Consider the following 14,404-nt stretch of genomic DNA (forward strand, 5'->3'; position numbering starts at 1 on the left):
ACGGTCGTCACCGACGTGCTGTGCGCCGCCGCCGCCGGACTGACCGGGTACCTGGCCCACCTCGGCTCCGACAGCGTGGTCGAGGCTCCCACGTCGGCGTGGGTGGTCGCCCTGCTCCCGCTGGTGTGGGTCCTGTGCATGCACGTCGCCCGCAGCTACGAGCAGCGGTTCCTGTGGGTGGGGCCTGAGGAGTTCCGCCGCGTGTTCGGCGCGGCGGTCATGCTGCTCGCCGCCGTCGGCACCGTCTCCTGGGCGTTCGAGCTGGACGTCGCCCGCGGCCTCGTCGTCGTCGCCCTCCCGCTGGCCACCTTCCTGACCCTGGTCTCCCGGTACGCGCGCCGGCAGCGGCTGCACCGCCAGCGCGGCCGGGGCCGCTACCAGCAGACCACCGTGCTGGTCGGGCACCGCAGCGCCGTCGCGGCGCTCGACGCGCAGATCGCCCGCGAGGCCTACCACGGCCTCCGGGTGATCGGCTGCTGCCTGCCCAGCGGGCACGACACGGTCACCGACGCCTTCCAGGGCCTGCCCGTGCTCGGCGGCCTCGACGAGGTCGCCGCGGTCGTGGCCGAGTACGAGGTCGACACGGTGGCCGTGCTGCCCTGCCCCGAGCTCGACGGGCCGGCCCTGCGCCGCCTCGGCTGGGAGCTGGAGAGCACCCAGGCCGAGCTCCTGCTCGCGCCCGCCGTCACCGAGGTCGTCGGCCCGCGCGTCCGCATCCGTCCGGTGAGCGGGCTGCCGCTGCTGCACATGGAGCGGCCGGAGCTGCGCGGCGTCCGCCGGCTCACCAAGGAGGCGTTCGACCGCACGAGCGCCCTGCTGGGGCTGCTCGTGCTCAGCCCGCTGCTCCTCGGCGCCGCCCTCGCGGTGCGGCTGGACAGCCGCGGTCCGGTGTTCTTCCGCCAGGAGCGCGTGGGGCGCGACGGCCGGACCTTCTCGATGCTCAAGTTCCGCAGCATGGTCAGCGGTGCCGACCGCATGGCCGAGCAGCTCGCGGCCGACAACGACGGCAACGGCGTGCTCTACAAGAAGAAGACCGACCCGCGGGTGACCCGCGTGGGGCGGGTGCTCCGCCGCTTCTCCGTCGACGAGCTGCCGCAGCTGGTCAACGTCCTCCGCGGCGACATGTCCCTCGTCGGCCCGCGCCCGCCGCTGCAGCGAGAGGTGGAGCAGTACGGCTACGACATGCGCCGCCGCTTCCTGGTCAAGCCGGGCCTGACGGGCCTGTGGCAGGTCAGCGGACGGTCGGACCTGTCCTGGGACGACTCCGTGCGCATCGACGTCCGGTACGTCGAGAACTGGTCGCTGACCTTCGACTTCATGATCCTCTGGAAGACCGTCGGGGCGGTCCTGCACGGGTCGGGGGCGTACTGACCGCGCATCATGAGCGCGTGCCCCGCCACCGATCGCACCAGCCGGTGCTCACCGTGCTCCTGGTGTGCACGGGCAACATCTGCCGCTCGCCCCTGGCCGAGCGGCTGGGCCGGGCCTACCTCGCCGACGCGCTGGGCGAGCAGGCGTCCGACGTGCGGCTGGTCAGTGCCGGCGTCGGCGCCGTCGTCGGCTCGACCATGCACCCTGACAGCGCGCTCGTCCTCCGCGGGCTCGGCGGGGACCCCGGCGACTTCCGGGCGCGCCAGCTGGTCGACGCCATGGCGATCGACGCGGACCTCACCCTCACGATGACCCGCGCCCACCGGCGCACCGTGCTGCAGCTCGCGCCGCGCGCGCTGGCCCGCACCTTCACCCTCCGCGAGGCGGCCGACCTGGTGACCCTGGTCGGGGAGGGCGCCGACCTGCCGGACGGCCCCCTCGCCGACCGCGCGCGGGCGCTCGTCGCGGCGCTGCACGCCGCCCGCCCGCGCCGCACGCCTGGCCGCGACGACGACATCAGGGACCCGATCGGCCAGACCCTCGAGGTGCACCAGGAGGTGGGGGAGGCGGTCGCCGCGGCGCTCGTGCCGGTGCTGTCGCGCATCGCCGCGCTCCGGGAGCCGGCGCCGAGCCGGGAGTGACGCACTCATCGGCCCGGAGGGGTGCCCCGGCGTCGTCCGCCGGTGCGATGCTGGACCGGTGGGGGAACGAGTTCGTGTCGAAACGGGGCTGAGCCCGCGCGCGTGCGACGTGTGCGGCACCAGCCCCCTGCGCGTCATCGAGTCGTGGCGCAAGAGCCGCGGAGCGGCGCTGCTCGGCCTGCGCCGGCGGGCGCACCGGCGCACCTACGAGCTCTGCCCGGGCTGCGGCTGCCGCTATCCGCTGGAGGACGGCGAGCGGGCCGTCCACTGAGCCGCGGCCCGTCGCCGGCGCGCCGTCCTCAGCGCGGCACCTCCGGGAGGGCCTCGTCGGCGAACTCGTCGGCGTTCTGCGACAGCGAGTCGTTGCGCAGGTAGGTCCACATCCGCTCGCCGGCCACCGGGTCGAGGTAGACGACGCTGGCCGGGCCCTCCGTCCCGGTGCCGAGCACCGGGGCGGTGAAGGAGTCGACGGCCTCCGGCCGCAGGTCGCGCAGCGAGTAGGCCAGCCCCAGCAGGTCGGTGTCGCCGAGGGTCTCGTCCACCGCCACCGCGCCGGTCACCGCGCGCAGGGCGGAGTCCAGTCGCCCGGGGTCGGTCAGCGTGCCCGAGCTGAACAGCTGCGCGAACACCGCCTCGAGGAACTGCTGCTGCCGGCGCACCCGGTCGAAGTCGCCCCCGGCCAGTTCGTGGCGCTGCCCCAGGTACCAGCGCGCCCGGTCGCCGTCGAGGTGGTTCACGCCGGCCGGGAAGGTGTAGGGCCCGTTGGTGGTGGTCTCGGCGACGACGACGTCCACCCCGCCCAGGTCGTCGGTGACCTCGACGATCCCGCCGAAGTCGATGGCGACGTAGTGGTCGATGCGCACCTCGGTGAGCTGCTCGACGGTCTGGATCAGCAGCGACGGCCCGCCGTACGCGTAGGCGGCGTTGATCTTGTCCGTGCCGTGACCCGGGATCTCCACCCAGGAGTCGCGCGGGATGGACACCAGCTGGGCGTGCCGCCGGTCGCCGGAGAAGCGGGCGAGCATGACCGCGTCCGAGCGGCCGCCCTCGGCGATGCCCTCGTCGGCCGTCTCCCGCGTGTCCGTGCCGACGAGCAGAAAGGTGACCGGCGCGTCCCCGGACGACGCGGCCGCGGAGGCCGGCGCCGGGCGGGTGTCCTCGTCCAGGCCGGCGAAGACGCCGGCGACGCGGTCGACGTTGCCCGCGTAGCGGTCGGTCAGGTACCAGGCGCCGCCGCCGACGACGGCCACGAGGAGGGTCAGCAGGACCCCGAGGGCGACGAGGAGGCGGCGCAGACCGCGGCGCCGTCGCGGGAGCGGGTCGTCGGACGCCTCCCCGGGCAGCAGCCCGTCGCGCTCGTCGTCCTCGTCCACGCCGGCCCCCGTTCGTCCACCACCGAATCCGAAGTCGGGGCCGTCCCGCCGCCGGGACGGGCGCCGGCCCGCCCGCGGGCCGGACGGCCCCGCCGTCAGAGACCGGGTCGCACGGCGCCGCAGCGACAGGCGTACAGGCTCGGGCCGCCGAAGGAGTCCTCGCCGACCCACCGGAAGCGGTGCAGGTGCCACCTGCCGCGGAGGCGCGCAGGGTCCTCCGCTCCGGGCGGGCGACGGCGGCCGGTCACGCACCCGAGTGTGACAGCCACGCCCCGTCACGTCACCTGCCGTCCCGCTGTGCGGTGCGCTCCGGTGACCCGGCTGGCAGCCGATCGGGCCGCCGTCCTAGGGTCGGGGGTGCCCGTCCGGCACCGGGTCGTCACCGTCCGTCTCGTCCACTGCGGAGTCCCCATGAAGATCTCGGTCATCGGCTGCGGCTACCTCGGCGCCGTGCACGCGGCCTCGATGGCCGAACTGGGCCACGAGGTGGTCGGGATCGACGTCGACGAGCAGAAGATCGCCGCGCTGCGCCAGGCCCGCGCGCCGTTCTACGAGCCCGGGTTCGAGGAGCTGCTGGCCCGCACCCTGGCCACCGGCCGGCTGCGCTTCGGCACCGACGTCACCGAGGCGGCCGGCGCCCAGGTGCACTTCGTGTGCGTCGGGACGCCGCAGAAGCGCGGCGAGTACGCCGCCGACCTGCGCTACGTCGAGGCCGCCGTGGAGTCGCTGCTGCAGGTGCTCGCGCCCGGTGAGCTGGTGGCGGGGAAGTCGACGGTCCCGGTGGGGACGGCGGCCCGGCTGGCCGAGCTGGTGGTGGAGAAGGTCCCCGGCGCGCTGCTGGCGTGGAACCCGGAGTTCCTGCGGGAGGGGTTCGCCGTCCAGGACACCCTGCACCCCGACCGGCTGGTCTACGGCCTGCCCGCGGGCGACGACGGCGAGACCGCCGAGCGCCTCCTCGACGAGGTGTACGCACCGATCGTCGAGCGTGGGACGCCCAAGGTGACCACCGACCACGCCACCGCCGAGATGGTGAAGACGGCGGCCAACAGCTTCCTCGCCACGAAGATCTCCTTCATCAACGCCATGGCGGAGCTGTGCGAGGCCACCGGCGCGGACGTGAAGCTGCTGGCCGACGCCATCGGCTACGACGACCGGATCGGGCGCAAGTTCCTCAACGCCGGGCTCGGCTTCGGCGGCGGCTGCCTGCCCAAGGACATCCGCGCGTTCATGGCCCGGGCCGGTGAGCTGGGCGCCGACCAGGCGCTGACCTTCCTGCGCGAGGTCGACAACATCAACATGCGCCGCCGGATCCGCATGGTCGAGCTGGCCCGCGAGGTCTGCGACGGCTCGCTGCTGGGCAAGAAGGTCGCCGTCCTGGGTGCGGCGTTCAAGCCCGACAGCGACGACATCCGCGACAGCCCGGCGCTCAACGTCGCCGCTCAGCTCCAGCTGCAGGGGGCCGTCGTCCGGGTGACCGACCCTGCCGCCGTCGAGAACTGCCGGCACCTCTGGCCGCAGCTCGACTACGCCGACACCCCCGAGGAGGCCGCGGCCGGCGCCGACGCCGTCCTCGTCCTCACCGAGTGGCGGCAGTACCGCGAGCTCGACCCGGTCGCCTTCGGCGAGGTCGTGCGGCAGAAGCGGGTCCTCGACGGGCGCAACGCCCTCGACCGCGAGGCCTGGACCGCCGCCGGCTGGACCTACCGGGCGCTGGGCCGCCGCGCCGGCTGACCCCACGCGCCCCTCCCGCACCGACGACCCCGTCCGCACTGCGACCCGCGCCGGATCCGGCGGGTGGCTGCCGATGACGCGCGTGTGTGGACGTGGGTGCTCGGCGGACTGCTGGTCTGGACCCTGATCGCGGTCGCCTCCGGCGTCGTCCTGGGCCGGGGCGTCCGGCTGGCCGACCAGCGGTCGGCGGCTGCCGGGGTCGACCGGGCGTTGACCGCGGCCCTGCTCCGCGGCACACCGGCGCCGGGGAGCTGACCGCCGCACGGGACGCCGGCGTCGTGTGACCGGACGAACCCCCGGCAACCGCCCGGCGGCGCCTAGGCTCGTCCGGTGACCTGGCTCGTGACCGGCGGCGCCGGCTACATCGGTGCGCACGTCGTGGCCGCCATGCAGACGGCGGGCGAGCAGGTCGTCGTCCTCGACGACCTCTCGACCGGGGACGCCGGGCGGGTCCCCGGGGTCCCGCTCGTCGTCGGGAGCGTCCTCGACGGCCCCCTGCTGCACCGGGCGCTGCGCGAGCACGGCGTCACCGGCGTCGTGCACCTGGCGGCCAAGAAGCAGGTCGAGGAGTCGGTCCGCCGTCCCCTGCTCTACTACCGCGAGAACGTCGAGGGCCTGCGCGTCCTGCTCGAACGGGCCGGGGACGCCGGCGTCGACCGGTTCGTCTTCTCCTCCAGCGCGGCGGTGTACGGGATGCCCGACGTCGACCTCGTCGGCGAGGACACCGAGTGCCGGCCGGTCAACCCCTACGGGACGACGAAGCTGGTCGGCGAGCGGATGGTCGCCGACGTCGCCGCGGCCACCGGCCTCCGCCACGTGAGCCTGCGCTACTTCAACGTCGCCGGGACGGCGGCGCCCGAGCTCACCGACCGCGGCGTGTCCAACCTCGTGCCGATGGTCTTCCAGCGTCTCTCCCAGGGGCAGCCACCGCTGGTCTTCGGGGACACCTACGCCACCCCCGACGGCACCTGCATCCGCGACTTCATCCACGTCGCCGACGTCGCCACCGCGCACGTCGCCGCGGCCCGGGCGCTGCGCGAGGGGCGGGTGAGCGCGCTGACGGCCAACATCGGCCGCGGCGAGGGCGTCTCGGTCCGGGAGATGGTCGCGACCATCCGCTCGGTCACCGGGACGGCGCAGGAGGGTTGGGCCGAGCCGGTCGTCGCCCCGCCCCGCCCCGGCGACCCGGCCCGCGTGGTGGCCTCCGCCGACACCATCCGCTCGGCGCTCGGCTGGAAGGCGGAGCACGACGTCCACGACATGGTGTCCTCCGCGTGGGCCGGGTGGACCGCCTCCGGGGGCGGCGTCCGCCGGTCCTGAGCGGCCACCGGTCCGGCGTCAGCGCCGGTAGAGGACGCCCTCGTGCGGCTGCAGGGTCACCTTCGACGGCGCGGGCTCCCCGCTCGCCGTCCGCAGACCCGCGGGCACCGACAGGGAGACCTTGCGGCGCTTGTTCTCGTTGAGGTTCACCGCCGCCCACCCGTCGGCGAACTCGCGCGACCAGGCGTTGCCCTTCTGCTGGGGGCCGCCGCGCGCTTCCCCCAGGTCCCACTCCAGCTCGGGCCGGAACGGGGTCCCGCTGTAGCCGTCGTGGTCGGTGGCGGAGAAGCAGGCCTGCTCGCCGGCGCCGAAGACCCACAGCGCCGCCAGGCCGTACAGGAAGTTCGGGTGGTCGTCGCGGCCGTCGGTTGCGGTCCGCATGATGCTGATCCCCGGGCCGCGCAGCTCGTCCATCTGCGCCAGCGCACTGGCCGGGTCGAGGAAGTCCTGCGGCCCCCAGGCCAGCCAGACCTCCTCGAAGCCGCCGCCGTAGGCCGCGTGCCGGTCCCAGCGGCCGGGGTCGCGCCGCGACTCGGCGATGTTGGGCACGAGCAGCTTGTCCATGCCGTTGAGCCGCTTGCCGGCCTGCGGCACGAACTCGTCCATCACCCGGCGGAGGTCGGCCATCGTCCGGCCGCCCTCGATCGGCGGGCGCAGGCCGTAGTAGTCGTCGAAGACGTCGTTGTCGGCCATGACGCCGTCCCACGGGGTGTCCTCGAGGAAGTCGGCGACGTTGTCGCACCACCGCTCCCGGTACTCCGGCTCCCACACCGCCATCTGCCAGTGCCCCGGGTAGGTCGCCCACTGGATGCGGCTGCCGTCCTCCCGGTGGGCGAACCACTCCTCGCCGGCCTCCTCGGCCTCCTCGAGGCTGACCCCCGAGGTGTGGATCGGCCCCTCCTCGAAGTCGCGCACCGACGACAGGCACTTGTAGGCCAGCACCGTCATGTCCGGCCGCTGCTCCTTGAGCCGGCCGGCGGCCTCGGTCTCCCAGGGCTGCAGGATGGCGGCCTGGTAGTGCTCCGCCGCGAAGTCCAGCTGCTCGTCCGACAGGGGGTCCTGGTAGCGGATCCAGGCGCCACGGCGGGTGACCATGCGCCCAGCCTGTCACGCGGCCCCGGGCGCGCCTCCCGACCCCGGGGCCGGCTCAGCCGACCGTGAGCGTGTGCCGCAGGTCGTTGCGGCCGGTCGCCGGGTCCCACAGCCCCTGGTTGGCCAGCCGGACGGCGTAGGCCGGGTCGGACGCCAGGGACGGCGCGTCGTCGGGGAGGGCCAGGGAAAGGGCCCACGCGCCCGGCGCGGTCGGCGCCGGCACGTCGAGCTGCACCGTCCGGGTCACCCCCGGGGTGAGCTCCCGCACGTGCAGCGGCACCGGCACGCTCACCGTCTGGTCGCCCTGCCGGAACACGACGTCGACCGGCCGGTCGGTCAGCGGCGCGGCGTAGCCGTCGTTGGTGAGCGTGAGCTGGACGCGCACCGTCTGTCCCGGCCGCGCCGTCGCCGGGAAGGAGCCCGACACCAGGCGCAGCCGGTAGCCCAGGGACCGCGCCGCGGTCGTCAGACCCGCCGATCCCCAGGAGTCCAGCACGGCGCGGTGGAAGTCCGCGTTGAGGAAGCTCCAGTGGTAGCGCGCCAGCTCCGCGGCGGCGGTGGTCCACTGCGACCGGGTGCCGTTGGTCCCGCACGTCTCGCCGCCGACCGGCACGCTCCCCGACTGGGTGGCCAGCCACGTCCGGTCAGCGTCGCTGTTCAGCGTGCCCATGTCGGTGTCGCTGGCGAGGAAGCAGTCATTGTGGACGCCGACGCGCGGGGCGTCCGCGGCGTCCACCAGGCGCTGCTTGATCGCCGGGTAGCGCACCTGCACCCAGATGTCGGGCGACGTCGCGTCGAGCAGCGCGTCGAGCACCTGCCCGCGGCGGGACCAGTCGTCGGCGGTGAGCTCGTACGGGCGCGACGGGTCGGCGGTGTACTGGTCGGAGTAGTACCACTCGCCCCAGCGGCCGACGAAGCCGGCCTGCAGCACCAGCACGACGTCGGAGGCCGCGTTGAGCACCGGCGCCAGCTGGCGGATCTGGGCGACGGCGCGGGCCGGCGGCGCGTCGCGGCCGTCGTCGGGGGAGTAGGCGAACCGGACGACGAGCTTGACGCCCGCGGCTCGGGCGGTGGTGAGGTCGGCGGCCACCTGTTCGAGGAAGCGGGCGTCGACGGTGTCGGAGTCGACCAGGCCGCCGAGGTAGAAGACGCGGTAGACCAACGTGACCGCTTCGGTCGTGCGCCACGACGTCAGGGTGGCGGCGTCCAGCGGGGTGTAGGCGCTGCCGTCCGGGGACCAGCGGGTCTCGGTGTAGTGGAAGAAGCCGCGCTCGGGGTTGGCGATGACCTCGTCGGTGCCGGCGTACGTGACCTGCACCGGCGCGGGCCCGGCCGGGGTGGACGCCGTCGTGGCGGCTGTCGTCGTGGTGGCTGTCGTCGTGGTGGGCGCCGACGAGGTCGTGGGCGCTGCCGGGGTCGTGGTGGGTGCCGAGGTCGTGGGTGCCGGTGCCGGCGCCGGCGCCGTCGACGTGGGGGTCGTGGTCGGACGGGTGGTCGGCACCGGGACCCGCCAGCGGGTCCCCTGCAGCGCCTGCGCGCCGAGCGCGCGGGTGGCCGCGGCCGACTCGGGCTGCCCGGCCGCTGCACCCTCGGAGGAGGGCACCACGCCCACCGCGATCGCCACTGCCACCGCCAGGGCGCTCGCCACCACGGACAGCCGGCGGAGGTGCCGTCCTGCGGCGCGGGGTGCAGGAGCGGGGACGGTGGCGGGCCGGGAGTGCCGTGTCGACGGCTCCGGAGCGTTCGGGGACGGGTGCCTGCCCACGGGGGACCTCTCCTGCCGCCGGACGTCGCGGCTGGCCGGGGACGACCGGCCGGCCCGTCGAGGGAGCAGCGGGAGCCGTGTACGTCCGTATGCGGAGAGTAGTCCAACAGGCGCGCAACGCTGCGTCCACTGGGAGGGCGCAGTCGTCCCAGGAGTCACACGCGTCCCAGGAGTCACACGCGACCCGGGCGGAGAGCGGTCCTCGGGCCGGGCGGCGGCTACCGCCCGGCCGGCTGCGGCAGGCGGGACGGGAGGGCCTCGCCCCACCAGTCGTCGGGATCGACCCGGGGCAGGACCGGTCGGGGAACCGGCGGAGGAGTCCACGCCGGCACGGCGGTTCCCGGCGTACGGGGAGGACGCCGTCGACCGCCCAGCCAGGGCAGCACCGACAGCGCACCGAGGACCAGCAGGGCGACCACGGGTCCTGCATCGGCAGGTCCCGCGCGGTCCTTGACCCCGCCGGCGGCAGCGGTCGGCGGCGGCCCTAGGTCGCCGGGCGCACGTCCAGGAAGCCCGGCCGCAACCGCGGTCGGCGCGGAGCGGTGCGGACCCCGGGACGGACCGGCTCCTGTTCGGCCACCGGCTCGACGGCGACCGGCTCCGGGGTCACCGGCTCGACGGTCGGCACCGCGCCGGCGCCGGGGCCCGTCGCCCGGGCCTCGTCGCGGGCCGGCAGCCCACCGAGCTTCCCGGTAGAGGTCGTTGTACGCGCGCATGGCGTCGGTGAGCTGGAAGAAGTCCTCGACCCTGCCCCGGGCGTTGCGCGCCAAGCGCTCGTACAGGGCGGGGTCGCCCATGACGGCGGCCAGTCCGTCGGCCAGCTGCTCGGCCATGTTGGGCGCCTTGTGCAGCGGGTCGACGAGGATGCCGCACGGGCCCCAGGTGTGCCCCGCCGGGGTGGTCAGCGGGTCCTCCACGAGCTGCGCCATCCCGCCGACCTCGGTGCCCACCGTCGGGATGGCGGCCGTCATCGCCTCGAGGACGACGATCGGCTGGCCCTCGTTGTAGCTGGGCAGGACCAGCACGTCGTAGCTGCCGATCTCGGCCTTCACGTCGACGACGCCGCGGAAGGTCACGTGCGAGCCCAGGCCCAGCCGCTTGACCTTCTCCACACACGCCGCGAAGTAGTCCGGGGTGTGGTCCGTGGGGCCCAGCGCGTCGAGGTGGAAGTTCGTCACGCCCCGCTGCAGCAGCAGGTGGACGGTGTCGAGCAGGTCGAGCATGCCCTTGATGGGCACGATCCGGGCGATGTACGCCAGCCGCCACACCCGGTCCGGCGACCCGCCGGCGATCTCCTCCAGCGCCCGCAGCCGCTGCTGGTACGCCGGCTCGACCGCCGCGGGCACCATGCCGTTGGGGATGACGACGCTCTTCTCGACCGGCGCGCCGAGGTCCGCGGCCTCGGTGATCGCCTTCGGGTACAGGTAGGTGATCACCTCGGCGCTGGGGTAGCAGAGCCGGCCCATCTCGATCCACCAGGTCATCCAGGCGCGCTGGATCGGGGCGACGGAGAAGGTCCGCCAGTCGGTCGCGGTGACCGGCAGCGCCATGTCCCGGTCGAGCAGGAGGTTGACGGTGTCCCGCACGTAGAGGTTGTGCTCGGTCAGCAGGAACCGGGTCCCGTTCTGCCGGGCCGCCGCGGCACCCATGAGCGAGGCGTAGCCGGTGGTGTGGGCGTGGTAGACGCGGGCCCGCGGCAGGTCGTTGCCGAGGACGGCGCAGGCCAGCGAGAAGAACTCGCGCATCAGCCAGAAGGTGTCGACCAGCGGGAGCCCGAGGCCGGAGAAGCGCCGGGCGAGCACCTGCATGAACTCCTGCGTGCCGAGGAGGGCCCACAGCGGGTACTGCCGCGTGCGCGGGTTCATCCCCTCGTCGTAGAGCGACCAGACCGGCGCCGGGTCGCCGGCCACCACGGACTCCAGGGCGTCGAAGACCCGGTGGGCGAGCGCCGTGCGCGCCCGGCTCCGCATCCCGAGGTCCCGCGGCCGCAGGTCGCGGAAGTCGGCCTGGTGCTCGCCCATGCTCAGGTAGACCGGGTGCACCCAGCGCACGTTGGCCGGGACGCCGTAGAGGTCCTCGGTCGGGCTCGTCGAGTCCCACGTGATGTGGATGATCCCGAAGGTCAGGTCCGGGTTCTCCACCACGATGTCGTGCACGACCGCGGAGACCCCGCCCTTGAGGTAGGGGTAGGTCGACTCCATGACGATCGCGACGTCGACGTCGACGTCGACGTCGTGGACGGGCTGGGACGACATCCCGGCGGGTCTCCTCGTGGTCGGTTCGGGCCCGCTGCTGGGCGCCGGTCAGGGGAAGGGAGCGGGACGGGGCCCGCGGGAGGATCGAGGGGGCGGAGACGGCCCGGTGCGCGGGCCGCGGCTCACCAGGAGGTCGCGTGCCGCCAGAAGAGGCTGTACTCCGGCCGGCCCCAGTGCTTCGCGCAGCTGTGCACCGCGACACCCAGCAGCACCAGCTCCACGCCGGCGAGGACCAGGTAGACCGTGGCGCCCGGCGGGAGCACGGTGAAGGCCGCGACCACGGCGAGCAGGTGCAGCGCGCCGATGCCCTGGGCCACCGTCCGCTGCCCCACGTAGTCCAGCTTGTAGGAGACGACCGTCGTCATCATGAACGTCCACGACGCCACGGCCACCGCGGACGTCAGGCCGGCGGCCCCGGGCTCCCAGGCGACGACGCCGCCGGTGACCAGGAGGACGAGCGCCGCTCCGGCCATCCCCGTCTTGACGATGCCGGACGTGACCGTGCCGGCGAGGCGAGCCGAGTGCAGGTGCAGGCGGTCCAGCGGCTCGGCCTCCATCGCCGTGCGCATCGCGCTGACCTGCAGGTCGAAGCGGGGCGCGAAGAAGACGAAGTAGGCGTTGTAGGCGAGGATCGCCGGCAGCAGTGCCAGGAACACGACGTCGACGGCGAAGTCGCGCCCGGCCGCCAGCAGGAACACGAACTTGTCCGACCACAGCACCGCGCCCAGGAGCAGCCCCCGGACCAGGTCGGAGGCGACGTCGCGGCGGTCGAGCACCAGCGGGTCGGCCAGCCGGCGGACGTGGTGGCGCAGCGGCACGAGCAGCACGAGGATCCCGAGCAGTGGGGGCAGCGCCCACACCGTCGGGGCGACGAAGAGCGCGGCCGCGTATGCGGTCCACGCCGCCGCCCACATCCCGCGGTGGTCGGGGCGGTTGGTGAGGACGAGCAGCTGCACGAACAGCAGGTGCAGGACGGTGAGCACCAGGTAGGCGCCGAGCACCCGGAGCGGCCAGTCGAGCACCAGCTGCACGGGGACGGCGAAGAGCAGGACGACCGACAGCGAGCGGAGGGCGATCAGCGGCCAGGCGCGGCAGAAGCCGGCCAGCAGGGCGTCGCGGTCGCCCCGGTGCAACACCTCGCCGATGCCGCGGTACAGGGGCATGCACACCGACTGGCTGAGCCACGGGACGGTCATCGAGGAGGCCAGCACCACGCTGGTCAGGCCCACGCCGCCGATCCGGGCGCTCCCGATCTCGTCGTCCACCAGCGGGAAGACGGTCGTCAGCAGCAGCACCGGAGTGAGGTGCAGGACCAGCTGGCCGACGGTGCCGAGTGATCGGCGGCTCCGGGTGCCGGTCCTGGTCCTGGGCCACGCGACGACGACGGCGCCGAGCACCGCCACCGCGACGACCGCGGTGGTCGCGACGACCAGCCCCCGGTCCGACGTCAGGGGGAAGGCCAGGGTGGCGGCGAGGAGGAGGACGGTGACCGCGACACCGGTCGCGTGGCTCCCCACCGTCTCCGGACGGGCGTGTGCTCCGCTCGGACGGGTGGTGTGCGCAGTGTCGAGCAAGCCGATTCTCCCCCGTGTGCAACAGCCGGACCTCGCCTGTCGGCACTGACAAGGCGGCAACCGGACTGTGCCATGCAGATGCCGGTACGCGGCAGTACACGAACCTGACCTGCAGACTCTCCGCGACAGGGGCCGTGCGAGCAGTGAAGGGCACGCGTAACGGAACCGGGCGGTGTGGCCGAACTCACCAGCGTGGCAGAACGAGACCTCGCCAGGCAGCGGACCTCTGCATCGTCTCACCCGACCGGGTGACCCCCTCTCACCCGGTCGGGTGCCGAGGGGTCACGACGGCGCCCCCGGCTGCCGATGACACGCTCGTGTGGACGTGGATCGCCGGTGGGCTCCTCTCCTGGGTCGTCGTGGCCGTCGCCCTGGGCGTCGTCGTCGGCAAGGGCATCGCCCTGGCCGACCGCCGGACCCCGGGCACCGCACAGGACGAGCCGCTGACCGCCGAGGCGCTCAGCGGCCCCCGTCCCGCTGGCCCGGCGGTGCGCCGGCGCCTGCCCCTCCCGCCGTTCGGGATCGTCCTCGCCCTGGTCGCCGTGGCGCTGGAGACGGTCGGCTGCGTGCTGCGGCTCACCGGTGCCCGCGGCCAGGTCGCGCAGACCCTGTCCATGGACGCCCCGCTCTCGGTGCCGCGCACGTACGTCGCCGCTCTCTTCGCCGCGGCGGCGCTCGCCGCGGTCGTCGGCGCCGGCCGCAACCCCGGCCGGCGCACCTGGTGGCTGGCCGTGGGGGCGGTCACCGCGGGCATCGCGGTGGTCAAGGCCGGCGGCACGGTGCACGTGACGGCGGTGCACTGGTTCGCCGACCGGACGTCGTCCACCGCGGCAACGGTGGTCAGCGTGCTACTGGCCGGCGCCGTCCTCGCCGTCCTCGCACTGGTCAGCCGCGCCGAGCGCCGCGACCGGCGCCGGGTGCTCACCGCCCTGGGTCTGTACGCCGCTGCGGCGGTGCTGCTCTCCGCCGTCTCCGGCGTCGTGAGCGGCCCGGCGGCGGTGACGGCGACCTTCCTCGAGGAGTCGGGGGAGGCGCTCGGCGGCGTGGCCGTGCTGGTCGCCGTCCTGGTCGGCGTCGCGCCGCGGCTGGTGCTGCCGGCGTCCTGGCTGCGCCGTCGCGACGACGACCTGTCGCTCGAGGTGCCGGCGCTCAGCACGCCTACGCCGCGGGCCTGAGCGGACGCCCTGCGCAGCAGGCCGCTCACCGACCGGCCCACGCGCTGACCAGCACGTCGACGGGCCGGGTCGCCGGAGCTGCCCACCCCCGAGCGGGAGGCCGAGTC

12 protein-coding genes are annotated in these 14,404 nt (G+C 74.5%); 7 read left to right on the plus strand and 5 right to left on the minus strand.

The features are described 5' to 3' along the window. Positions 1-15 precede the first annotated feature (15 nt). The 3 genes from ACWIZO_RS08555 to ACWIZO_RS08565 all read left to right on the plus strand — a co-directional run bounded on the left by ACWIZO_RS08555 (position 16) and on the right by ACWIZO_RS08565 (position 2,283). A complete protein-coding gene (locus ACWIZO_RS08555; RefSeq protein WP_448642060.1) occupies positions 16-1,371 on the plus strand; it encodes a sugar transferase in 1,356 nt (451 codons plus the stop codon). 17 nt (positions 1,372-1,388) lie between these two features. Beyond that, positions 1,389-2,012 carry an arsenate reductase/protein-tyrosine-phosphatase family protein gene (locus tag ACWIZO_RS08560; protein ID WP_448642061.1) on the plus strand — a complete coding sequence of 208 codons (624 nt, stop codon included), beginning with the start codon at positions 1,389-1,391 and terminating at the stop codon, positions 2,010-2,012. A 109-nt stretch (positions 2,013-2,121) separates the two neighbouring features. After that, positions 2,122-2,283 (plus strand): hypothetical protein, encoded by a 162-nt coding sequence (locus ACWIZO_RS08565; protein ID WP_448642062.1) that lies wholly within the window; start codon positions 2,122-2,124, stop codon positions 2,281-2,283. Between the two features lie 28 nt (positions 2,284-2,311). On the opposite strand, the gene ACWIZO_RS08570 is transcribed toward ACWIZO_RS08565, so the two are convergent. Beyond that, positions 2,312-3,385 carry an LCP family protein gene (locus tag ACWIZO_RS08570; RefSeq protein ID WP_448642063.1) on the minus strand — a complete coding sequence of 358 codons (1,074 nt, stop codon included), beginning with the start codon at positions 3,383-3,385 and terminating at the stop codon, positions 2,312-2,314. Positions 3,386-3,796: 411 nt separating this feature from the next. Here ACWIZO_RS08570 and ACWIZO_RS08575 point away from each other — a divergent pair, with 411 nt between their 5' ends. The 3 genes from ACWIZO_RS08575 (at position 3,797) to galE (ending at position 6,436) form a co-directional block, all read left to right on the plus strand. Further along, entirely contained in the window at positions 3,797-5,116 is a 1,320-nt protein-coding gene (locus tag ACWIZO_RS08575) for a UDP-glucose dehydrogenase family protein (RefSeq protein ID WP_448642064.1), read from the plus strand. 63 nt (positions 5,117-5,179) lie between these two features. After that, positions 5,180-5,371, plus strand: coding sequence for a hypothetical protein (locus tag ACWIZO_RS08580; protein ID WP_448642065.1), 192 nt, complete (start codon positions 5,180-5,182; stop codon positions 5,369-5,371). Between the two features lie 75 nt (positions 5,372-5,446). After that, on the plus strand, positions 5,447-6,436 hold the full coding sequence (gene galE / locus ACWIZO_RS08585) for a UDP-glucose 4-epimerase GalE (protein ID WP_448642066.1): 990 nt from the start codon (positions 5,447-5,449) through the stop codon (positions 6,434-6,436). Between the two features lie 18 nt (positions 6,437-6,454). Here galE and ACWIZO_RS08590 read toward each other — a convergent pair whose 3' ends face one another. From ACWIZO_RS08590 to ACWIZO_RS08605, 4 genes are all read right to left on the minus strand, one after another. Next, complete coding sequence (locus ACWIZO_RS08590; RefSeq protein ID WP_448642067.1) at positions 6,455-7,531, minus strand: putative glycoside hydrolase; 1,077 nt, start codon at positions 7,529-7,531, stop codon at positions 6,455-6,457. A 52-nt stretch (positions 7,532-7,583) separates the two neighbouring features. Beyond that, the gene (locus tag ACWIZO_RS08595) at positions 7,584-9,176 is read right to left on the minus strand and encodes a DUF4832 domain-containing protein (RefSeq protein ID WP_448642068.1); all 1,593 of its coding nucleotides are present in this window, start codon (positions 9,174-9,176) and stop codon (positions 7,584-7,586) included. 335 nt (positions 9,177-9,511) lie between these two features. After that, a complete protein-coding gene (gene pelF, locus ACWIZO_RS08600) occupies positions 9,512-11,548 on the minus strand; it encodes a GT4 family glycosyltransferase PelF (protein WP_448642069.1) in 2,037 nt (678 codons plus the stop codon). Positions 11,549-11,670: 122 nt separating this feature from the next. After that, complete coding sequence (locus ACWIZO_RS08605; RefSeq protein WP_448642070.1) at positions 11,671-13,065, minus strand: hypothetical protein; 1,395 nt, start codon at positions 13,063-13,065, stop codon at positions 11,671-11,673. Positions 13,066-13,439: 374 nt separating this feature from the next. Here ACWIZO_RS08605 and ACWIZO_RS08610 point away from each other — a divergent pair, with 374 nt between their 5' ends. Beyond that, positions 13,440-14,297 (plus strand): hypothetical protein, encoded by an 858-nt coding sequence (locus ACWIZO_RS08610; RefSeq protein ID WP_448642071.1) that lies wholly within the window; start codon positions 13,440-13,442, stop codon positions 14,295-14,297. The last annotated feature ends 107 nt before the right edge of the window (positions 14,298-14,404 follow it).

Source organism: Geodermatophilus sp. URMC 63, from assembly GCF_053502565.1.